This window comes from Variovorax paradoxus (genome assembly GCF_000834655.1).
Taxonomy (GTDB): domain Bacteria; phylum Pseudomonadota; class Gammaproteobacteria; order Burkholderiales; family Burkholderiaceae_C; genus Variovorax; species Variovorax paradoxus_F.
In genome coordinates, this window is sequence record NZ_JXQQ01000045.1 from 36,815 (window position 1) to 58,513 (window position 21,699).

20 protein-coding genes are annotated in these 21,699 nt (G+C 68.3%); 13 read left to right on the forward strand and 7 right to left on the reverse strand.

The window, feature by feature from the left end:
• Positions 1-3 precede the first annotated feature (3 nt).
• Genes allB through RT97_RS19245 form a run of 7 tightly spaced genes read left to right on the forward strand, consistent with a single transcriptional unit; the run spans position 4 to position 7,361 of the window.
• Complete coding sequence (gene allB, locus RT97_RS19215; protein ID WP_042580413.1) at positions 4-1,473, forward strand: allantoinase AllB; 1,470 nt, start codon at positions 4-6, stop codon at positions 1,471-1,473.
• Positions 1,470-2,618 carry a ring-opening amidohydrolase gene (locus RT97_RS19220; protein ID WP_042580414.1) on the forward strand — a complete coding sequence of 383 codons (1,149 nt, stop codon included), beginning with the start codon at positions 1,470-1,472 and terminating at the stop codon, positions 2,616-2,618. The genes allB and RT97_RS19220 overlap by 4 nt, the downstream gene beginning before the upstream one ends.
• An 8-nt stretch (positions 2,619-2,626) precedes the next feature.
• Complete coding sequence (locus RT97_RS19225) at positions 2,627-3,523, forward strand: ABC transporter ATP-binding protein (RefSeq protein WP_042580415.1); 897 nt, start codon at positions 2,627-2,629, stop codon at positions 3,521-3,523.
• The gene (locus RT97_RS19230) at positions 3,520-4,296 is read left to right on the forward strand and encodes an ABC transporter permease (RefSeq protein ID WP_042580416.1); all 777 of its coding nucleotides are present in this window, start codon (positions 3,520-3,522) and stop codon (positions 4,294-4,296) included. The genes RT97_RS19225 and RT97_RS19230 overlap by 4 nt, the downstream gene beginning before the upstream one ends.
• A gap of 5 nt (positions 4,297-4,301) precedes the next feature.
• Positions 4,302-4,715, forward strand: coding sequence for a DUF3830 family protein (locus RT97_RS19235; protein ID WP_042580485.1), 414 nt, complete (start codon positions 4,302-4,304; stop codon positions 4,713-4,715).
• Positions 4,716-4,738: 23 nt separating this feature from the next.
• The gene (locus tag RT97_RS19240; RefSeq protein ID WP_080898361.1) at positions 4,739-5,794 is read left to right on the forward strand and encodes an ABC transporter substrate-binding protein; all 1,056 of its coding nucleotides are present in this window, start codon (positions 4,739-4,741) and stop codon (positions 5,792-5,794) included.
• Positions 5,795-5,837: 43 nt separating this feature from the next.
• On the forward strand, positions 5,838-7,361 hold the full coding sequence (locus RT97_RS19245) for an amidohydrolase family protein (protein WP_253278269.1): 1,524 nt from the start codon (positions 5,838-5,840) through the stop codon (positions 7,359-7,361).
• An 18-nt stretch (positions 7,362-7,379) separates the two neighbouring features.
• Here RT97_RS19245 and RT97_RS19250 read toward each other — a convergent pair whose 3' ends face one another.
• Entirely contained in the window at positions 7,380-8,183 is an 804-nt protein-coding gene (locus tag RT97_RS19250; protein WP_042580417.1) for an exodeoxyribonuclease III, read from the reverse strand.
• A gap of 13 nt (positions 8,184-8,196) precedes the next feature.
• Here RT97_RS19250 and pyrE point away from each other — a divergent pair, with 13 nt between their 5' ends.
• Together pyrE and RT97_RS19260 are read left to right on the forward strand one after the other, a co-directional pair.
• Positions 8,197-8,880 (forward strand): orotate phosphoribosyltransferase, encoded by a 684-nt coding sequence (pyrE, locus tag RT97_RS19255; protein WP_042580418.1) that lies wholly within the window; start codon positions 8,197-8,199, stop codon positions 8,878-8,880.
• Positions 8,881-8,892: 12 nt separating this feature from the next.
• Complete coding sequence (locus RT97_RS19260; RefSeq protein ID WP_042580488.1) at positions 8,893-9,585, forward strand: DUF4124 domain-containing protein; 693 nt, start codon at positions 8,893-8,895, stop codon at positions 9,583-9,585.
• A 39-nt stretch (positions 9,586-9,624) separates the two neighbouring features.
• Here the strand turns inward: RT97_RS19260 and gatB are convergent, their stop codons facing one another.
• The 3 genes from gatB to gatC are packed head-to-tail and all read right to left on the reverse strand — an operon-like array spanning position 9,625 to position 12,903.
• Positions 9,625-11,115: an Asp-tRNA(Asn)/Glu-tRNA(Gln) amidotransferase subunit GatB gene (gene gatB / locus RT97_RS19265; RefSeq protein ID WP_042580419.1), complete on the reverse strand. Its 1,491-nt coding sequence runs from the start codon at positions 11,113-11,115 to the stop codon at positions 9,625-9,627.
• Between the two features lies 1 nt (position 11,116).
• Positions 11,117-12,604, reverse strand: coding sequence for an Asp-tRNA(Asn)/Glu-tRNA(Gln) amidotransferase subunit GatA (gatA, locus tag RT97_RS19270; protein WP_042580420.1), 1,488 nt, complete (start codon positions 12,602-12,604; stop codon positions 11,117-11,119).
• On the reverse strand, positions 12,601-12,903 hold the full coding sequence (gene gatC, locus RT97_RS19275; protein ID WP_042580421.1) for an Asp-tRNA(Asn)/Glu-tRNA(Gln) amidotransferase subunit GatC: 303 nt from the start codon (positions 12,901-12,903) through the stop codon (positions 12,601-12,603). The genes gatA and gatC overlap by 4 nt, the downstream gene beginning before the upstream one ends.
• 213 nt (positions 12,904-13,116) lie before the next feature.
• Here gatC and RT97_RS19280 point away from each other — a divergent pair, with 213 nt between their 5' ends.
• The 4 genes from RT97_RS19280 (at position 13,117) to mrdA (ending at position 17,864) form a co-directional block, all read left to right on the forward strand.
• Entirely contained in the window at positions 13,117-14,160 is a 1,044-nt protein-coding gene (locus RT97_RS19280) for a rod shape-determining protein (RefSeq protein ID WP_007833435.1), read from the forward strand.
• Positions 14,161-14,246: 86 nt separating this feature from the next.
• On the forward strand, positions 14,247-15,218 hold the full coding sequence (gene mreC, locus RT97_RS19285) for a rod shape-determining protein MreC (protein ID WP_042580422.1): 972 nt from the start codon (positions 14,247-14,249) through the stop codon (positions 15,216-15,218).
• Positions 15,215-15,736 (forward strand): rod shape-determining protein MreD, encoded by a 522-nt coding sequence (gene mreD / locus RT97_RS19290; protein ID WP_042580423.1) that lies wholly within the window; start codon positions 15,215-15,217, stop codon positions 15,734-15,736. Before mreC ends, mreD begins: the two co-directional genes overlap by 4 nt.
• A gap of 157 nt (positions 15,737-15,893) precedes the next feature.
• Complete coding sequence (gene mrdA, locus RT97_RS19295) at positions 15,894-17,864, forward strand: penicillin-binding protein 2 (RefSeq protein ID WP_042580424.1); 1,971 nt, start codon at positions 15,894-15,896, stop codon at positions 17,862-17,864.
• Positions 17,865-17,996: 132 nt separating this feature from the next.
• Here the strand turns inward: mrdA and fahA are convergent, their stop codons facing one another.
• From fahA to hmgA, 3 genes are all read right to left on the reverse strand, one after another.
• Positions 17,997-19,268, reverse strand: coding sequence for a fumarylacetoacetase (gene fahA / locus RT97_RS19300; protein ID WP_042580425.1), 1,272 nt, complete (start codon positions 19,266-19,268; stop codon positions 17,997-17,999).
• 112 nt (positions 19,269-19,380) lie between these two features.
• Complete coding sequence (locus RT97_RS19305; protein ID WP_042580426.1) at positions 19,381-20,355, reverse strand: Bug family tripartite tricarboxylate transporter substrate binding protein; 975 nt, start codon at positions 20,353-20,355, stop codon at positions 19,381-19,383.
• On the reverse strand, positions 20,355-21,677 hold the full coding sequence (gene hmgA / locus RT97_RS19310; protein ID WP_042580427.1) for a homogentisate 1,2-dioxygenase: 1,323 nt from the start codon (positions 21,675-21,677) through the stop codon (positions 20,355-20,357). The genes RT97_RS19305 and hmgA overlap by 1 nt, the downstream gene beginning before the upstream one ends.
• Positions 21,678-21,699: the final 22 nt, after the last annotated feature.

Consider the following 21,699-nt stretch of genomic DNA (forward strand, 5'->3'; position numbering starts at 1 on the left):
ACGATGAAAGAAGTCGACCTCGTCATTCGCGGCGCGCGCGTCGTTTCCGCGGACCAGATCATCGAAGCCAGCGTGGCCATCGCCGGCGAGCACATCGTGGCCGTCGGCCATGACGACACCATGCCGCCAGCGCGCCAGGAGATGCGCGCGGACGGCCTCTACCTGCTGCCGGGCGCCATCGACAGCCATGTGCACTTTCGCGATCCCGGCTACCCGAACAAGGAAACCTGGAAGACCGGCTCGGCCGCTGCCGCCATGGGCGGCGTGACCACCGTGTTCGAGATGCCCAACACCAATCCGTCGACCGGCACCGTCGAGGCGCTGCGCATCAAGCAGAAGGCGGCCGAGTCGTCGTACTGCGACTTCGGCATCCACGGCCTGCTGGGCGACGACACGGTCGATCGGCTCGAAGAGCTGCTCGATGCGGGCGTCACCAGCTTCAAGGCCTTCGTCGGCAACACCTTCGGCAACCTGCCCGCGCCCACCGACGGTGCGCTGCTCGAAGGGTTCGAGACGCTCGCGCCGCTGGGCATCCGCACGGTGGTGCATGCGGAGAACTCGTCGATCCTGCAGCGCCGCCAGAAGAAGATGCAGGCGGCCGGCCGCATCGATGCCATGGCCCACCTGGCCGCGCGGCCGGCCGTGGCCGAGATCGAGGCCATCGGCCGCGTGCTCACGCTGGCCGAATGGACCGGCGCGCGCGTGCACATCGCGCACCACAGCGCGGCCGATTCGCTCTTCCTGCTGCGCGAGGCCAAGCGCCGCGGCGTCGACGTGACGGCCGAGACCTGCCCGCAGTACCTGCTGCTGAACACCGGCCACATGCTCAAGCTGGGCGGCGTGATGCGGCTGAACCCGCCGATCCGCGAGGCGCGCCACAACCAGCCGCTGTGGGACGCGCTGATGGACGGCACGCTCGACATGATCGCCACCGACCACGCGCCGCACACGCCGGAGGAGAAGACGCGCGAGAGCATCTGGGACTGCGACTGCGGCTTTCCGGGCGTCGAGACCCAGATGCCGCTGATGCTGACCGAGGTGAATCGCGCGCGCGCCACCCTGATGGACTACGTGCGCTGGAGCGCGGTGAACCCCGCCAAGGCCTGGGGGCTGTACGGCACCAAGGGCGTGATCGCACCGGGCGCGCACGCCGACATCGCGATCGTCGACATGCAGCGCTCGGGCACGCTGTCGCAGAACAGGCTGCAGAGCATCAGCAAGATCTCGCCGTGGAACGGCCGCGCGGTGCAGGGCTACCCGCTGCACACGCTGCTGCGCGGGCGCTTCGTGATGCGCGAGGGCAAGCTGGTGACCGATGCGGTCGGCTGGGGGCGGTCGGTGAAGGGCGTGCAGAAAATGCCCGCTCCCAAGCCGCGCAACACCGAGCACTACAGCAGCGCGATCCTGCAGACGCCGTCCGGCGTGCCCGCGACGGCCGTGCCGGCAGGCGCGGTGGACTGGGACGCGGCATGAGCACCGCACGCGTGCAGCAGGTGCAGGTCTGGCGCATTCCGTGCAGCGGTCCGGGCGACCTGGGCGGCGTGAAGGCGCTGATCGATGCGGGCGAGATCGTCGCGGCCGACATCGTGGCCGTGATGGGCAAGACCGAAGGCAACGGCTGCGTCAACGACTTCACGCGCGAGTACGCATCGACGGCGTGGTGCCATCTGCTCGCCCCCGCGCTTGGCTGCACGCCCGAAGCGGTGCACGGGCGCGTGGCGCTGGTGATGTCGGGCGGCACCGAGGGTGTGCTGTCGCCGCACTTCACCGTGTTCGCGCGGCGCTGGGTGTCCGCTGCATCCGCCGTCCAGGGCAAGCGCATGGTGGTCGGAATCGGGCAGACGCGCGACTTCCTGCCGGAAGAAATGGGCCGCGCCGCGCAGATCGACGCCACCGCCGAAGCCGTCGCCGAGGCCATGCGCGATGCCGGTATCCGCAGCGCGGACGACGTGCACTTCGTGCAGGTCAAGTGTCCGCTGCTCACGTCGGGAAAGGTGTCGGCTGCGCTGGCGCGCGGCGCCTCGCCGGTCACCCACGACAGCTACGAATCGATGGGCTATTCGCGCGGTGCGTCGGCGCTCGGCGTGGCGGTCGCGCTCGGTGAAGTCGCACGCAGCGAGATCAGCGACGCCAGCGTGATGAGCGACTGGCGGCTGTTCTCCGCGCGCGCCTCGGCGTCGGCCGGCATCGAGCTGGAGGGCAACGTCGTCATCGTGCTCGGCGAGGCGGAGGGCAGTGCGTCGGCGCTTCGCATCGCCCATGCGGTGATGCGCGATGCGATCGACGCCGAGAGCGTGCGTGCATTGCTGCGCAATGCTTTCGGCCTCGATGCGGAACGCGATGCACAGGCGCTGTCCGCGCGCCTCGTGAACCTGCTTGCGAAGGCCGAGGCCAGCCCCGACGGCCGCGTGCGCGAGGCCCGCCACACGATGCTCAACGACTCCGACATCCACTCGACCCGCCATGCGCGTGCCGTGGTGGGCGGCGTGCTGGCTTCGGTGGCCGGCCACACCGCGCTGTATGTGTCGGGCGGCGCCGAGCACCAGGGGCCCGCGGGCGGCGGGCCGGTGGCCGCGATCCTGCGGATGGACGACGACACGGCTTTTTCTTCTTCTTGAAAGACCTCATGGGCAACGCATTCATCCAACTGTCCGACGTGATGCTGCGCTACGGCGGCGGCACCATCGCCCTGGACCACACGACGCTGGACATCGACAAGGGCGACTTCGTCGCGCTCGTGGGCCCGAGCGGCTGCGGCAAGTCGACCATCCTGAAGCTGGTGGCGGGCCTGCTGCGGCCGAGCGCGGGCGCGGTGATCGCCGGCGGGCGCGAGGTGGGTGCGGCCGGCACCGTGGCTGCGGCGGGCGCGCATGCGTCGCCGGCGCCGCGCCTTCGCATCGGCCTGGCCTTCCAGAATCCGACCATGCTGCCGTGGCTCACGATCCGCGAGAACGTGATGATCCCGCTGAAGATCGTCGAGCCCTTCCGTCAGCACTACCGCAGCAAGAAGCGCGGTGAATACGCCGAACGCGCCGACGCGTTGCTCGCGCAGGTGGGCCTCAAGGGCTTCGGCGACAAGCGGCCGTGGCAGCTGTCGGGCGGCATGCTGCAGCGCGCCTCGTTGTGCCGCGCGCTGGTGCACGAGCCCGAGCTGCTGCTGCTCGACGAGCCCTTCGGCGCGCTCGACCAGTTCACGCGCGAAGAGCTGTGGGACATCATGCAGACGCTCTGGATCGCCAAGCGGCCGACCGTGCTGCTGGTGACGCACGACCTGCGCGAATCCGCTTACCTGGCCAACCGCATCTGCGTGATGAGCGCGCGGCCGGGGCGCATTCTCGAGACGCGCGACGTGGGCTTCGCGCGGCCGCGCACGCTGGAGAGCAGCTACGCGCCCGAGTTCGCGAGCCTGGTGCAGCAGTTGCGCATGCGCATCGCCGAGGCGCGCCGCGAGAGCGATGCCGTGCCGGCGGCGCCGGCATCGGCACCGACACAGGCGCACGCGCTCGAAGAGGTGGCCGCATGATCGCGCCGCTCACCCGGCAACGCCTGCTGTCAGCGGGCGCACTGGTCGGCTTCTTCGTGCTGTGGGAGGTGGTCTGCCTGGCCTTCGGCGTGTCCGACCTGATCCTGCCGCGTCCGAGCCAGATCGCGCTGGTGCTTGTCCAGAAGATGCCGCTCCTGTGGCCGCACACCGTGCAGACGCTCTACACCACGCTGGCCGGCTTCGTGCTGGGGGTAGGCGCGGGCATCGTCATCGGCGTGGTGATCGGCTCGTCGAAGCTGGCCTACGACGTGACCTATCCGCTGCTGGTGGGCTTCTCCAGCATTCCGAAGGTGGCGGTGGTGCCGCTCTTCGTGGTGTGGTTCGGCGCGGGCACCGTGCCGGCGATCCTTACCTCGATGGTGATCAGCATCTTCCCGGTGGTGGTGAACGTGGCCACCGGCCTCGCGAGCACCGAGCCCGAGCTGGAAGACGTGCTGCGCGTGCTCGGCGCGAGGAAGCGCGACATCCTGTGGAACGTGGGGCTGCCGCGCGCGCTGCCTTATCTTTTCGCCTCGCTCAAGATCGCGATCACGCTCGCTTTCGTGGGCACTGTGCTGAGCGAAACCGTTGCAGCCAACCAGGGCATCGGCACGGTGATGATGATTGCCAGCGGCAACTTCGACGTGCCGATGGTGTTCGCCGGGCTCTTCCTGCTCGCGGCGATGGGCGTGGCGCTGTATGCCATTTCTTCGCTGGTCGAGCGGCGCACGACGGGCTGGGCCCAGCGCAAGACCGACATGGCGATGGCATGAACGTCATGAACGATCTCATCCAGATCACCGCCGGTGGCCTGCGCTTCGTGGCGCAGATGCACCCCGACGCACCGCTCACCGTGGCGGCCTTTCGCAAGCTGCTGCCTTATCGCCAGAAATTGATCCACGTGCGCTGGAGCGGCGAAGGCTGCTGGGTGCCGATGGGCGATTTCCAGCTGGGCGTGGGCTTCGAGAACCACACCAGCCACCCCTCGGTGGGCGACATCCTGTTCTACCCCGGCGGCTACAGCGAGACCGAGATCATCCTGGCCTACGGCGCCTGCAGCTTCGCCAGCAAGATGGGCACGCTCGCGGGCAACCACTTCCTCACCATCGTCGAAGGGCGGGACCAGTTGCGCACGCTCGGCACCAAGGTGCTGTGGGAAGGCGCGCAGGACGTTCTCTTCGAAGCCATCTGATCTTCAACCCACGAAAGCCTCCCATGTCCTCTCCAGTGTCCCGCCGCGCGGCGGTCGTCGCGGTGTCCGCCGCATTGGGCGCATCGCTCGCGGCGCTTCCGGTGCGCGAATCGCGCGCGCAGCCGCTCACGCCCATCAAGTTCGTCCTCGACTGGAAGCTTCAGGGCATCCACGCCTGGTATTACCTGGCCGAAGACCGGGGCTACTTCGCGGCCGAGAAGCTCGCGGTGACGATCGACCAGGGCGACGGCTCCGCGGCCACCGTGACCAAGGTGATGGCCGGCGCCTACGACGCGGGCTTCGGCGACGTCAATGCGATCGTGCAGAACGCGGCCGCCAGGCCCGGTGCCGCGCCCGTGATGGTCTACATGATCTACAACCGCGCGCCCTTCGCCCTCATAGTCAAGTCCGGCAGCCCCATCAGGACGCTGAAGGACCTGCAGGGCCGCACGCTGGGCTCGCCGGCCGGTGGCGCGGCATTGCGCATGTTCCCGCTGATGGCGGCCAGCAACGGCGTGGACGCGAGCAAGGTCAAGTGGACGAACATGGCGCCCAACCTTCAGGAGCAGATGATGCTCAAGGACCATGTCGAAGGCTCGGCCGTGTTCTCCGTGACGAGCTACATGAACCTGGTGGCGCAGGGCGTGGACCCGGACAAGGACATCCGCTGGTTTCACTACGGCGACCACGGCGTCGACCTGTACGGCAACGGCGTGCTGGTGTCCCGCCAGTTCCTGAACGACAAGCCGCAGGCCGTGGCCGGGCTCGTGCGCGCCGTCAACAGGGGATTGCGCGACACCGTGGCCGACCCCGATGCGGCGATTGCCGCGCTGATGAAGCGCGAGCCGCTGCTCAACGCGGCGCTGGAGAAACGGCGCCTGCTCTACACGCTTCGCACCGTGATGCTGACGCCCGAGGTCGCAGCCAGCGGCATGGGCGACGTGAGCGATGCGCGCATGGCGCGCGCCATCGGGCAGGTCAAGGAGGCGTTCGAACTGGCGAACGCACCTGCGGCTGGCGAGGTCTTCGACCGGCGCTTCCTGCCTCCGCTGGCGGAGCGCAAAATCGCCGCGCCGTAGGCCCAGCGACAGACATACACAACCCGACGACGAAAGAAACGCCATGCCCGCTCCGATGCACGACGGCCCGCTCGACTGCGCATGGCTGCTGGCCGATCCCGGCGCGCAGCCTGCGCAGTCCGGTGTACGCATCACGCTGGAAGGCGACCGCATCCGCTCGATCGTTCCGCTGGCCGACGAAGGCGGTCGTGCCGGCGGGCGGCGCCTGCTCGCGGTGCCGGCGCTGGCCAATGCGCACGACCATGCACGCACCTTTCGCAGTGCCACGCTCGGCGCCTTCGGCCAGCCGCTCGAGAGCTGGTTGCCGTTCCTGGGAGTGGTGCCGGGCATGGACCCCTACCTTTGCGCGGCGACCTCGTTCGCGCGTTCGGTGCGGCACGGTGTCGCGAACCTGATGGTTCACTACACGCGCGTGCAGGGCGGCATGGCCTATGTCGACGAAGCCGAGGCGGTGGCGCGCGCGGCGCGCGATGTCGGCGTGCGCATCGGTTTCGCCATCGCGATGCGCGATCGCCACGGCATTGCCTACTGCGACGATGCGAGCGTGCTCGCGGCGCTGCGCCCGGGCATCCGCGATGCGGTCGCCGGGCGGCTCGCGGTGAAACCGGTGGCGCCTGCGCAGCAGCTCGCGCTGGTCGACGAGGTGGCGCGCATGGTGGAGGAGGGCGGCCACGGCGAGCACGTGACCGTGCAGTACGGCCCGACCGCGGTGCAGTGGTGCAGCACGCCGCTGCTCGAGGCGATTGCGCAGGCGTCGGCCGACACGGGCCGCCCGGTTCACATGCACCTGCTCGAGACGCGTTACCAGCGCGACTGGGCCGATGCCAATCACCCCGGCGGCATCGTCCGCTTTCTGGACGACATCGGACTCCTGACGCCGCGCCTCACGCTCGCGCACTGCGCCTGGGCCCGGCCCGAGGACCTGGCGCTGATCGCCGAGCGTGGCGCGACCATCGCGGTCAACACGAGTTCCAACCTCGGGCTCAAGTCGGGCATCGCGCCGGTGCCCGAGATGCTGAAGCATGGCTGCCGCATCGCCATGGGCCTGGACGGCATGGCCTTCGACGAAGACGACGATGCACTGCGCGAGATGCGGCTGGCGTATTCGCTGCATCGCGGCTGGGGCTACGACACCACGATGACGCGCGAAGACCTGTGGGCCTTCGCATCGCGCAACGGCCCGCGCAGCGTGCGTGGCATGCGAGGTGGCCTGGCCTCGGGTGGGCGCATTGCGCCCGGCGCCACGGCCGACCTGGTGTTGCTGGACTGGGACGCGCTCGACGACGACGCACTGTTCGCCGATACCGACCCGCTCGATCTGCTCCTCGCGCGCGCCAACGGTGGCCACATCGCCAAAGTGCTGGTCGGCGGGCACCTGGTGGTCGATGCGGGCCGCGTGCAGGGCGTCGATGAGCCCGCATTGCGCGCCGAACTGCTGGCGCGCATGCGCAGCGCTCTGGCTGCAGACCATGCCGGGGCCACCTCGTGGCGCGACACCGTCAGGGCGCTGGCGGACGACCTAGGGCCGTTCTATCGCCGCGGCCAGATGATGGGCGGCTGTTGCTAGGCAGCCCGCCCCGCAAGCTCAGAGCGTGAAGTCGTAGTCCACCGTGATCGGCGCGTGGTCGCTGAACTTGATGGTCTTGAAGATTTCCTCGGTGCGCGCGAGCGCGGCGGTCTTCGGCGTGGCCAGGTGGTAGTCCAGCCGCCACCCCACGTTGTTCGCGTAGGCCTGGCCGCGGTTGCTCCACCAGGTGTAGGCCTCGGCGGTGGTGTCGGGCTTGAGCATGCGGTAGACGTCCACCAGCCCCGCGCCTTCGGCGCCGGCGTCCAGCAGCTTCGTCATCCAGGCGCGCTCCTCGGGCAGGAAGCCGCTGTTCTTCTGGTTGCCGCGCCAGTTCTTCAGGTCGATCTCCTTGTGGGCGATGTTGATGTCGCCGCACAGCACGAACTCGCGCTCCTTCTTGAGCGCGATGAGGTAGGGGAAAAAGCCCTTCAGGAAGCGGAACTTGGCCTGCTGCCGTTCCTCGCCCGAACTGCCGCTCGGGAAGTAGCAGCTGATAACCGAGAACTTGCGCCGGGGCGTGTCGAAGCGCAGTTCGAGGTAGCGGCCTTCGGCGTCGAACTCGGCATCGCCCCAGCCCACGATGACCTGGCTCGGTGCGTGCTTGGTGTAGATCGCCGTGCCGGCGTAGCCTTTTTTCTCGGCGAAGTGGAAGTGGCCCTTCAGGCCGGCCATTTCCTCGAAGCGGCCTTCGATGTCGCTCGCCTGGACCCGGATCTCCTGCATGCAAATACAATCCGGCGCAAGTTCGGCCACCCAATCGGCGACGCCCTTGGTGGCCGCCGAACGCAGGCCATTGAGATTGAGACTGGTCAGTTTGAACACAAGGAATTTCCCGATGGCTGTAGATGGTGAAAAAAGCAGCGCGGTGGCGCAGGACTTCGTCCAGTTCGCGCTCGACGCCGGCGTGCTTCGCTTCGGCGAGTTCAAGACCAAGGCCGGTCGGATGAGTCCTTACTTCTTCAATTCGGGGCTGTTCGACGACGGCGCCAAGATCGCGCGGCTCGCGGGATTCTATGCAGACCGGCTGATCGAGAGCGGCCTGGAATTCGACATGATCTTCGGCCCCGCCTACAAGGGCATTCCGCTGGGCGCCACGGTGGCCGCCGAGCTGGCCCGGCGCGGTCGCAACTACCCCTTTGCCTACAACCGCAAGGAAGCCAAGGCGCACGGCGAGGGCGGCAACCTGGTGGGTGCGCCGCTCAAGGGCCGCGTGCTGATCGTCGATGACGTGATGTCCGCCGGCACCGCGGTGCGCGAGTCGATCGCCGCCATCGAAGCCGCCGGCGCCACGCCGCATGCCGTGGCCATCGCGCTCGACCGCCAGGAAAAAGCCACCGAGAACGGCGTCGACGTGGACCACAGCGCAGTGCAGTACGTGCGCAACCAGCTGGGTCTCTCGGTGATCGCCATCGCCACGCTGGACGACCTGCTGAGCTACCTCTCGGGCAATGCCGCGGCCGACCTGGGCGCGCACCGCGAACGCGTGCTGGCCTACCGCACGCGCTACGGCGCGAACTGAGGAGCAACGATGATGCGCACACGCGACCACGGCAAGCCCACCCGCCTGCTGGCGGTGGCGTCGTTCTCTCTTCTGGCGGCGACCCTTTTGTCCGGTGCGGCGCACGCACAGAAGGACGCACCCGCCGGCGGCATCTACACCTGCACCGACGCGCGCGGCCGCACGCTCACGGCGGACCGGCCGATTGCCGATTGCAGCGACCGCGAACAGCGCGAGCTGAGCCCGAGCGGCCTCACGCGCCGCAAGATCGAACCCACGTATTCGGCGCGCGAGATGGCCGAGCGCGAAGACCGCGCCCGCGAAGCCGCCGTGCAGGCTGCCAAGGCGACCGACGAGCGCCGCCGCGAACGCGCGCTGCTGGTGCGCTACCCCAGCGCCGCTTCGCACGACCGCGAGCGCAACCAGGCGCTGTCGCAGGTCGACGCGGTGATCCAGGCGGCGCAGAAGCGCATTGCCGAACTGAGCGAGGACCGCAAGAAGATCGACGAGGAGCTCGAGTTCTACAAGGCCGACACGAGCAAGGCGCCGGGCGCCACGCGCCGCAAGCTCGAGGACAACACGCAGAGCATGGCGGTGCAGAACCGCTTCATCACCGAGCAGGAAGAAGAGAAGAAGCGCGTGAATGCGCGCTTCGATGAAGAGCGCGCGAGGTTGAAGCCGCTCTGGGGCCCGGCCCCGAGCGCAGCCGCCGCAGCACCGCGCTGAACCCGCCGGGGCGGTGGCAGCCCCGGGGTTCGTCGAACATCAGCCCAGCTTGGCTTTCAGAAGCTCGGTGACCTGCGCCGGGTTGGCCTTGCCGCCGCTGGCCTTCATCACCTGGCCCACGAGACCGTTGAGCGCCTTTTCCTTGCCGGCGCGGTACTCGTCGACGTTCTTCTGGTTCTTCGCGATGACCTCGTCCAGGATCGCGTCGAGCGCGCCGGTGTCGGCCATCGGCTTGAGGTCCTTGGCTTCGATGATCGCGTCGACGTCGCTGCCTTCGCCGGTCCACAGTGCATCGAACACCTGGCGCGCCGCGTTGTTCGGCAGCGTGCCGTCGGCGATGCGCTTGACCAGCTGGCCGAGCTGCAGCGCGCTGACCGGCGCGGCCTCGATGCCGATCTCTTGCGCATTGAGGCGGCGCGCCATCTCGCCGGTGATCCAGTTGCTCGCGAGCTTGGGCGTGGCGCCGGCCTTCACCGCATCGTCGAAGTAGCGTGCGAGCGCGGTGCTCTGCGTGAGCTGCGCCGCGTCGTATTCCGAGAGGCCCTGGTCGCGCACGTAGCGCTCGGCCATTGCGCGCGGAAGCTCTGGCATGTCGCTGCGCACTCGCTCGATCCAGTCGGCCGCGATCACCAGCGGCGGCAGGTCCGGATCGGGGAAGTAGCGGTAGTCGGCCGAGTCTTCCTTGGCACGCATTGCGCGCGTCTCGCCGGTGTCGGGGTTGAAGAGCACGGTGGCCTGTTCGATCGCACGGCCGTCTTCGATTTCCTCGATCTGCCAGCGGATCTCGTAGTCGATCGCCTGCTGCATGAACTTGAAGCTGTTCAGGTTCTTGATCTCGCGCCGCGTGCCGAGTTTCTCGCCGGGCTTGCGCACCGACACGTTGGCGTCGCAGCGGAAGCTGCCTTCCTGCATGTTGCCGTCGCAGATGCCGATCCACGTCACGATCTTGTGCAGCTCCTTCGCGTAGGCCACGGCCTCGGCGGTGGAGCGCATGTCGGGCTCGGTCACGATTTCCAGCAGCGGCGTGCCGGCGCGGTTCAGGTCGATGCCGCTCTGGCCGATGAAGTCCTCGTGCAGCGACTTGCCCGCGTCTTCCTCGAGGTGGGCGCGCACGAGGCGCACGGTCTTCTTCTCTTCGCCGAGGAAGAACGACACCGAGCCGCCCTGCACGACCGGGATCTCGAACTGGCTGATCTGGTAGCCCTTGGGCAGGTCCGGGTAGAAGTAGTTCTTGCGCGCGAATACGCTGCGCGGCGCGACGTGCGAGCCGAGCGCCAGACCCAGCTTGATGGCGCGTTCGACCGCGCCCTTGTTCATCACGGGCAGCGTGCCCGGAAGCGCCAGGTCCACGGCGCAGGCCTGCGTGTTGGGCTCGGCACCGAAGGCGGTGGAGGCGCGGCTGAAGATCTTGCTCGCGGTGGAAAGTTGCGCGTGCGTCTCGAAGCCGATGATGACTTCATAGCCGCGCACGAGCGGACCGGTCGGGCGGCCTTGTTGCTGTGCTTCGAAGGTGTTCACGGTCTCGCTCATCTCAAAAGCCCTCCGGCGTGCGCGTGTGCCAGTCGGTGGCTTGCTGGAAGCGGTGCGCTGCGTTGAGCAGCTTCGCTTCGCCGAAGTAGTTGCCGATCAGCTGCAGGCCCACGGGCATGCCGGCGTCGAAGCCTGCAGGAACGCTCATGCCGGGCAGACCGGCCAGCGATGCGGGCAACGTGAAGATGTCGGCGAGGTAGTCGGCCACGGGGTCGTCGCCGTGCGCGCCGATCTTCCAGGCGGTGGTCGGTGCGGCGGGGCCGGCGATCACGTCGCATTGCGTGAGCGCCTGCTGGAAGTCGTCCGCGATCATGCGGCGCACCTTCTGCGCCTGCAGGTAATACGCGTCGTAGTAGCCGTGCGAGAGCACGTAGGTGCCGATCATGATGCGGCGCTTCACTTCGTCGCCGAAGCCCTCGGCGCGCGTCTTCTCGTACATGTCGGACAGGTCCTTGTACTGCTTGGCGCGATGACCGAACTTCACGCCGTCGAAGCGGCTCAGGTTGCTCGACGCTTCGGCCGCAGCCAGGATGTAGTACACGGGAATCGACAGCTCGGTGCGCGGCAGCGAGACCTCGACGCGCTTCGCGCCGAGCTTCTCGTACTGCGCGAGCGCCGCATCGATCGCGGCGCGCACGCCTGGGGCCACGCCTTCGCCGAAGAACTCCTTGGGCACGCCGATGCGCAGGCCCTCGAGCGAGTCGTTCAGCGAGCGGCCGAAGTCTTCGGCGGGCTTGTCGATCGAGGTCGAATCGCGGTCGAGGTCGGGCCCGCAGAAGGCCGACAGCAGCAGCGCGCAGTCTTCGGCCGAGCGGGCCATCGGGCCTGCCTGGTCGAGGCTCGATGCGAAGGCCACCATGCCGTAGCGGGATGCGCGGCCGTAGGTCGGCTTGATGCCGGTCACGCCGCAGAACGACGCGGGCTGGCGGATCGAGCCGCCGGTGTCGGTGCCGGTGGCCGCGGGGGCCAGGCGTGCGGCGACGGCCGCCGCGCTGGCGCCCGAGGAGCCGCCCGGAATGCGCTCGCGGTTCCAGGGGTTCTGCACCGGCACGGCCTTGTCGTGGCCCACGGCGGGCACGGCGACGTTCTCGTTGGCCGAGCCCATCGCGAACTCGTCGCAGCTCAACTTGCCCAGCGTGACCGCGCCGGCCTCGGCCAGGCGGCGCACCACAGTGGCGTCGAAGGGCGAGCGGTAGCCCGCGAGCATCTTCGAGCCGGCGGTGGTGGCGAAATCGGTGGTGACGAAGATGTCCTTGTGCGCGATCGGCACGCCGGCCAGCGCCGGGGCGTTGCCCTTGGCGATCAGGGCGTCGGCGGCGCGGGCCTGGGCCAGCGTGACTTCTTCATCGACGTCGACGAAGGTGCCGAGCGATTCGTGGGCCTTCATGCGGCCGAGGAACGCCTGCGAGGCTTCGACGGCCGAGACCTTGCGTTCGGCCAGGGCGCGGGCCAGGGCGACCACGCCCATCTGGTGCAGTTCGCCGCTCATTGCTCGATCACCTTGGGCACGAGGAAGAGACCGGCTTCGACGGCCGGTGCGCTTTTCTGGTTGGCTTGGCGGTTGTCGGGCTCGCTCACCACGTCGTCGCGCAGGCGCAGCGTGATGTCTTCGATCGCGGCCACCGGATGGGCCAGGGGCTCGATGCCGGTGGTGTCGACCGAACGCATGCGTTCGACCAGGTCAAAAAAGCCGTTGATCTGGCTGAGCATGCGCTCGCTTTCATCGGAAGCGAGTTGCAGCCGCGCCAGGGAGGCGATGCGTGCGATATCTGAAGCGTCAAGGGACATGGGTCGGACCGGTCAAAAAACCGAAGGTAATCGCACGCCGAAGAGGGTGCTAACACGGGAATCAGAGGGGATTCAGGTATTATCCCGCCTTTGCCGCAACCCCCGCGAACGCGCCGGCTTTTGCGCCAAAAACGATCAATTCACCCCGTCAAACGACCCAAAAATAGAGCGACGACCTGCCGATGCGCAGGCCGTGCTCAGAGGATTCCGCACATGTTTGGAGCTTTCCGTCGGTACTTTTCCACCGACCTTGCGATCGACCTCGGCACCGCCAACACCCTGATATTCGCCCGCAACAAGGGCATCGTGCTGGACGAGCCGTCGGTCGTCGCGATCCGCCACGAAGGCGGCCCGCACGGCAAGAAGGTGATCCAGGCCGTCGGCCGCGAGGCCAAGGCCATGCTGGGCAAGGTGCCCGGCAACATCGAGGCGATCCGCCCGATGAAGGACGGCGTGATCGCCGACTTCGTGATCACCGAGCAGATGATCAAGCAGTTCATCAAGATGGTGCACCCGCGCACGCTGCTCACGCCGAGCCCGCGCATCATCATCTGCGTGCCCTGCGGCTCGACCCAGGTCGAGCGCCGCGCCATCAAGGACGCGGCCGAAGCCGCCGGCGCCACCTCCGTCTACCTCATCGAAGAACCCATGGCCGCGGCCATCGGCGCGGGCCTCCCCGTCAGCGAAGCCTCGGGCTCGATGGTGGTGGACATCGGCGGCGGCACCACCGAAGTGGGCGTGATCTCGCTGGGTGGCATGGTCTACAAGGGCTCGGTGCGCGTGGGCGGCGACCGCTTCGACGAAGCCATCATCAACTACATCCGCCGCAACTACGGCATGCTGATCGGCGAGCCGACGGCCGAAGTCATCAAGAAGAACATCGGCTCGGCCTTCCCGGGTTCCGAAGTCAAGGAAATGGAAGTCAAGGGCCGCAACCTCTCCGAAGGCGTGCCGCGCAGCTTCACCATCAGCAGCAACGAAGTGCTGGAAGCCCTGACCGATCCGCTCAACAACATCGTCTCGGCCGTGAAGAACGCGCTGGAGCAAACGCCGCCCGAGCTGGGCGCCGACATCGCCGAACGCGGCATGATGCTCACCGGCGGCGGTGCGCTCCTGCGCGACCTCGATCGCCTGCTGGCCGAGGAAACGGGCCTGCCGGTGCTCGTGGCCGAAGACCCGCTGACCTGCGTGGTGCGCGGCTGCGGCATCGCCCTCGAACGCATGGACCGTCTGGGCAGCATCTTCACGAGCGAGTAAAAGGCGAAAGCCATCATCGGCCGGCCTCTGCTTGCATAGGCCGGCTTTTTGTTATTTGATTCCGAACCACCGCCGGGTCTGAATTCATGCCTCTGGGCACGCTCGATCGCACAGCGCCACCCCTGTTCAACCAGGGGCAGTCGGCACTCAGCAAGCTGATCTTCTTCGGCGCGCTTTCCCTGTTCCTCATGGTGGCCGATGCACGCTTTCACCTCGTGCAGCCGATCCGCGCGGGCCTCGGTGCAGTGCTTTACCCGGTGCAATGGGTGGCGCTCAAACCCGTGCAGATCATGATGGGCGGCGGTCGCTATCTCGAAGACCTGCAGACCGCCCAGCGCAACGAGGCCGACGCCCGCAAGGCGCTCATGATGCAGGCCGAGCGCGCGAGCCAGGCCGACACGCTGGCGCAGGACAACGCGCGCCTTCGCGAGTTGCTCGAACTGCGCCAGACCACCACCACCCCGGGCCGCGCGGCCGAGGTGCTCTACGACGCGGCCGACCCCTACACCCGCAAGATCGTCATCGACCAGGGCCTCGCGCAGGGCGTGGCGGCCGGCTCGCCGGTGATCGATGCGCGCGGCGTGCTCGGCCAGGTCACGCAGGTGCTGCCCTTCACGAGCGAGGTCACGCTGGTGATCGACCGCGACCTGGCCATTCCCGTGCAGAACACCCGCACGGGCGTGCGCAGCGTGGCCTTCGGCGACGCCTCGGCGCACGGCGGCGGACTGGAACTGCGTTTCATGGCCGCCAATGCCGACCTGCAGGAGGGCGACCTGCTTTCGACCAGTGGCGTCGACGGCATCTATCCGCCGGGTCTGCCGGTCGCCAAGATCGAGCGCATCGAGCGCCGCGCCGATTCGGCCTTCGCGCGCATCTATTGCCTGCCGCTCGCGAGCGTGACCGCCGCCCGCTACGTGCTGGTGCTCGAGCCCACGGGCGCGCCGACCGCGCCGCCGCCCCCCGCGGCCGCGACCACGCAGAGAAAGCGCGCCGAAGGCAAGCCGGGCGCCGGCAAGAACGAGAAGAAACCGGCCGCAGCCGCTGGAGGCACACGATGATCAAGCGCCCCGGCCAGCAGCAGCTCCTGCTGCCCGTCAGCCCGCTCTTCATGTGGGCCAGCCTCGTCGTGGCGCTGCTGATCAACATGATCCCCATCGGCCGTGCCGCGTGGATGCCCGACCTGCTGGCGCTGGTGATCGTGTTCTGGGGCGTGCACCAGCCCTCGCGCGTGGGCATCGGCGCGGCCTTCGTGTTCGGCCTTTGCATGGACGTGCACCAGGCCTCCATGCTCGGCCAGCACGCGCTGTCTTACACGACGCTGGGCTTCTTCGCGATCACCATCCATCGCCGGCTGCTCTGGTATCCGGTGCTGTCGCAGGCGCTGCAGGTGCTGCCGCTCTTTGCGCTGTCGCAACTCATCGAGGTCATCACGCGGATGATCGGCGGCGGCGTGTTCCCTGGCTGGACGGTGCTGATCTCGCCGGGCGTGGAGGCTGCGCTGTGGCCCCTGGCGAGCGCGCTGTTGCTCGCCCCCCAGCGCCGAACCCCGGAACCCGACGAGAACCGTCCCCTCTAGTCATGGTGCCCCCCGGCTTTTCACTTCGCTTCGCTGCGCGTAACTCCCCCCCCCAAGGGGGAGGCGCGGCCTGCCTTGGGGCGGCCGGCGGCGGCAGCCCTCCCGCATCCGCCACTGCACTTGACTTGCACTAGCACGCGCCTAAGCTCCCACCGCCATGACCGAAATCCGCAACGTCGCCGCCGACCTCGCGCGCTTCAAGCGCCGCGTGATCGTGATCGGGCTGGCGGTGCTGTTCGCGTTCGGCCTGCTGAGCGCGCGGCTGGTGTATCTGCAGGTCACGCGGCATGAAGACCTGGCCGAGCAGGCCGAAAGCAACCGCACGGCCATCGTGCCGGTGGTGCCCAACCGGGGCCTGATCCTCGACCGCAACGGCATCGTGCTGGCCTCGAACTACTCGGCCTACACGCTGGAGATCACGCCCTCCAAGGTGGGCGATGTCGAGGAGACCATCGACAACCTTACCCAGGTGCTCGAAGTCTCGCCGCGCGACCGCCGCCGCTTCAAGCGCCTGCGCGAAGACTCCCGCAGCTTTGACTCCATTCCGATCCGCACCCGCCTGAGCGACGAGGAAGTGGCGCGCTTCGCGGCGCAGCGCTACCGCTTTCCGGGCGTGGAGATCAAGGCGCGCCTCTTCCGCAACTACCCCAACGGCGAGACCGGCTCGCACGTGCTCGGCTACATCGGCCGCATCAACCAGCGCGAGAAGACCGCGATGGAAGACTGGGAAGAAGAAGAGCAGGCCAACTACAAGGGCACCGACTACATCGGCAAGCTGGGCATCGAGCAGAGCTACGAAAAAACGCTGCACGGCCAGACCGGCGTCGAGCAGATGGAAACTTCCGCGGGCGGACGCGCCATCCGCCGGCTCGCGAGCCACCCCGCAACGCCCGGCAACACGGTGATGCTGTCGCTGGACATCAAGCTGCAGAAGCTGGTGGAAGACATGTTCGGCGAGCGCCGCGGCGCGCTGGTGGCCATCGACCCCAAGACCGGCGAGGTGCTGGCCTTCGTGAGCAAGCCCACGTTCGACCCCAATCTCTTCGTCGAAGGCATCGACACCGAGAGCTGGAAAGAGCTGAGCGAATCGCTCGACAAGCCGCTCCTGAATCGCGCGCTGCGCGGCACCTACCCGCCCGGCTCGACCTACAAGCCCTTCATGGCCATGGCCGCACTGCAGACCGGCAAGCGCGGCGCGAGCGTGGTGGTGAACGACCCCGGCTACTTCAACTTCGGCGGCCACCGCTTCGGCAGTCCCGAAGGCAACCTGGGCGGCGTGGACATGCGCCGCTCGATCCAGCTGTCGAGCAACATCTACTACTACTCGCTGGCCAACGAGATGGGCGTGGACATGATCCACGACTTCATGAAGCCACTGGGCTTCGGCCAGATCACCGGCATCGACCTGGGCGGCGAGGTGCGCGGCGTGCTGCCCAGCACCGAGTGGAAGCGCAACGCCTACAAGCGGCCCGAGCAGAAGAAGTGGTATGCGGGCGAGACCATCTCGCTGGGCATCGGCCAGGGTTACAACGCATTCACGATGCTGCAACTCGCGCAGGCCACGGCCATCGTGGCCGACGGCGGCATCAAGCACAAGCCGCACCTCGTGCTGGCCACGCGCAACACGGTGAGCGGACAGGTCGTGCCGCTGCCGCAGCCGCCGGCCGAGAACCTCGGCTTCACTGCGGCCAACGTGGCGGTGATCCGCGAGGGCCTCACCAGCGTGGTCACCAGCGGCACGGCGCGCGGCGTGTTCGCGGGCGCGGGCTACCAGGCCGCCGGCAAGACCGGCACGGCGCAGGCCGTGACGCAGGCGCAGAACACCAAGTACAACGCCCGCGCGCTCGAAGAGCATCAGCGGGACCACGCGCTTTTCATGGCCTTCGCTCCGGTCAACAACCCGAAGATCGCCGTCGCGGTGATCGTGGAGAACGCCGGCTGGGGCGCGGGCGCCGCAGCGCCCATCGCGCGCCGGGTGTTTGACTACTGGCTGATGGACCAGTACCCGAGCGAAGCGGACATGGCCGCCATCAAGACCGGCAAGGCCGCCGCGCCGATGGGCAAGCCGCGCGTCGCGAGCGAGGTGGCGTGGCCCGCGGCGGCGACGACGCCTGCCACGGCTCCCTGATCTCTTGCTCCCTCGCCCCTTGGGGAGAGGGTTGGGGTGAGGGCGAGCGGCAATCGAGGCCGTGCGATGTTGTGAGGCCGACTGCCCTCACCCTAGCCCTCTCCTAGAGGGAGAGGGAACAACACCCAAACCTCAGGCCACCACGGTGCCGCTGACTTCACCCAGCCCGATGCGGACCGCCCCCGCCCGCTCGCAGTAGCCGCGAATGACCAGCGTGTCGCCGTCTTCCAGGAACGTGCGCTTCTCGCCGTTCGGCAGCGTGATCGGCTGCTTGCCGCCCAGCGTGAGCTCCATCAGCGAGCCGGCCTCGTCGGGCTTCGGTCCCGACAACGTGCCCGAGCCCAGCAGGTCGCCCGGCTGCAGGTTGCAGCCGTTCACCGTGTGGTGCGTGACGAGCTGCGCGGCGGTCCAGTAGGCGGCCTCGGTGGTGTTGCCGCGCGTGAGGCGGGCGGGCGCCACGCCTTCGGCGCGCATCTTCGCGGTCTGCAGCAGCACTTCGAGCGTGATGTCGAGCGCGCCGGCTTCGCGGTTGGCCGGCGCATCGAGGTACGGCAGCGGCTGCGGATCGCCCGCGGGCCGCTCGAACTTCGCGCGGTACGGCGCGAGCGCCTCCATCGTCACGATCCACGGCGACAGCGTGCTCGCGAAGTTCTTCGCGAGGAATGGGCCGAGCGGCTGGTATTCCCAGGCCTGCAGGTCGCGCGCCGACCAGTCGTTGAGCAGCGTCACGCCGAAGAGGTGGTCTTCGGCCTCGCCGATGGCGATCGGTTCGCCCAGCGCATTGCCGCGGCCGACCAGAAAGCCCAGCTCCAGTTCGTAGTCCAGGCGCTTCGACGGGCCGAAGCTCGGCTCGGCGGCATCGGGCGCCTTGGTCTGGCCTTGCGGGCGCTTGAACACCTGGCCGCTCACGCCGATGGACGAGGCGCGGCCGTGGTAACCGATCGGCACCCACTTGTAGTTGGGCATCAGCGGCTGGTCGGGGCGAAAGAGCTTGCCGATGGTGGTCGCGTGGTGGATGCCCGTGTAGAAGTCGGTGTAGTCGCCGATGCGGCAAGGCACGGTGAGCTCGGCCTCGGCCTGCGCGAGCAACGCCTTCGACCACGCGGCCTGCTTGTCGCTGCCCTCGGCGAGGCCGGCGGAGATCGCGGCGCGCAGGGCCTGCCGGTCCGTCACGCTCGCGCTCATCAGCGCGTTCATGTCGTCGGTGTCGACGAGGCCCGCGGCCTCCAGGTCGAGCACCTGGTCGCCGATGGCCACGCCGATGCGAAAGGCCTCGCTGCCGCCCGCCGCGCGGAAGCGGCCGAAGGGCAGGTTCTGGATCGGGAAGTCGGTGCCGGCCTCGTTGGCCGAGGCGACCCAGCTGCGCAGCTTCGGGTCATGGGTGGCGTTCAGTGTGGCGGTCATGGATGTCTTTCTGTTCTGTGTTCGTTTCGGTGTCGCAACCGTTCGGACTGAGCTTGTCGAAGTCTCGCGCGGCGCTTGGACAAGCTCCGCGTGAACGGTTGGGTGGATCGCTTCAGTCGGCGGTCATCCCGGCTTTTTTCGCGACCTCGCCGAGGCGCTGGTACTCGGTCTGCGTGAGCGTGGACAGCTCCTGCGCGGTCGAGCCGCGCGGCGAGAAGCCGGCCTGCTGCAGCTTGGCCTTCACGTCGGGCATCGCCAGCGCTTCGACGAAGGCTTCGTTCAGCGCCTTCACGATGGGCGCCGGCAGGTTCGCCGGGCCGTACACGCCGAACCACGGATCGAGCGCGTAGCCTTTCAGGCCTGCCTCGGCCATCGTCGGCACGTCGGGCAGCGAGGGCGAGCGCGCCGGCCCGGCCACCGCCAGCGCGCGCAGCTTGCCGGCCTGGATGTGCGGCAGCGATGCCGGCAGGTTGTCGAACATCACGCCGATGTTGTTGCCCAGCATGTCGGTGATGGCCGGGCCGCTGCCCTTGTAGGCGACGTGCACGAGCTCGGTGCCGGTCATCTGCGCGAACATCACGCCCGCGAGGTTCATCGAGGTGCCCGCGCCGGCCGTGGCGTAGGGCAGGCCCGGGTTTTTCTTGGCGGCGGCGATCAGGTCCGGCACCGACTTGATCGGCGAGCTCGCAGGCACTTCGAGCACGATCGTCGAGGTGCCCAACAGGCTGATCGCGGTGAAGTCGCGGCGCGGGTCGAACGCCATCGACTTGTAGATGTGCGGGTTCAGCGCGTTGGTCGAGATCGCGCCGAAGCCGATGGTGTAGCCGTCGGGCGCGGCCTTGGCCACGGCGTCCATGCCGATGTTGCCGCCTGCGCCGCCGCGGTTGTCGATGAGCACCGGCTGGCCGAGCTTTTCCGACACCTTCTGGCCCACGGTGCGCGCCACCAGGTCGGTCGTGCCGCCCGGCGTGTAGGGCACGATGAAGCGGATCGGCTTCGACGGAAAGTCCGCCGCGTGCGCGAGGAACGGCGCGGCGAGCAGTGCGATGGCCGCGGCGCGGCGGGTGAGGGCGAAGGCGTTCTTCATCATGGCTTGAACTGGTCTTTCAGGCCGGCCCAGCAGTCGGCGTAGTCGGTGTCGAGCGCCGGGCTCTTGAGCGCGAAATTGGTTGGAATGAAGCGGTAGCGGCTCTCGAACATGAAGGCCAGCGTGTTGTCCAGCTTGTGCGGCTTGAGGTCCGCGTGCGTGGCCTTGTCGAAGGCCTCCTCGTCGGGGCCGTGCGGCACCATGCAGTTGTGCAGGCTCGCGCCGCCGGGCTTGAAGCCGCCTGGCTTGGCGTCGTATTCGCCGAGCACCAGGCCCATGAATTCGCTCATGAGGTTGCGGTGGAACCAGGGCGGACGGAAGGTGTTCTCCATCACCATCCAGCGCGGCGGGAAGATCACGAAATCGCAGTTGGCCGTGCCGGGCGTGTCGCTCGGCGAGGTGAGCACCGTGAAGATCGACGGGTCGGGATGGTCGAAGCTGATCGAGCCGATCGCCATGAAGTGCGCGGTGTCGTACTTCACCGGGGCGAGGTTGCCGTGCCAGGCGACCACGTTGAAGGGCGACTGCTTCGTCGGCGCCTTCCAGAAGCGGCCGGCGAATTTCTTGACCAGTTCGTAGGCGCCGCCGCTGCCGTCGCCGTTTTCCTCGAAGGCCGCCACCGGCGCCTGGAAATCGCGCGCGTTCGCCAGGCCGTTCGAGCCGATCGGCCCGAGCTCGGGCAGGCGGAAATGCGCGCCGTAGTTCTCGCACACGTAGCCGCGCGAAAGACCGTCGGGCAACGCCACCTTGAACACCATGCCGCGCGGCAGCACCGCGATCTCGCCGGGCTTCACGTCGAGCACACCCAGTTCGGTGGTGATGACGAGGCGGCCTTGCTGCGGCACGACCAGCATCTCGCCGTCGGCGTTGACGAAGGCGCGCTTGTCCATCGAGCGGCCGGCCAGGTACATGAGCGAGCCGATGCCGACCTGCGACTCGGCATCGCCGTTCGCCGCGACCGTGTGCATGCCGTCGACGAAGTCGGCTTCGGCGGCGCCGTCCAGCGGCATCGGATGCCAGCGCAGGGGCTCGGGCGCGAGCGCGATCTCGCGGTCGCCGCCGGTGGTCCAGTGCGGCTGGGCGTAGGGCTGGTAGCGGCCCGACACCACCGAGGGTTGGCGGCGATAGAGCCAGGTGCGGCGGTTCTCGTGGCGCGGCGCGGTGAAGGCGGTGCCCGAGAGCAGCTCGGTGTAGAGGTCGAACGGCCCGCGCTGCGGGTTGTTGCGGCCCTGCGGCAGGGCGCCCGGCACGGCTTCGGAGGCGTATTCGTTGCCGAAGCCGCCCAGGTAGCGCCGTTCGTCGTTGGCGGATGCTTGGGTCATTGGTTCTCTTTCGAAAATCGCG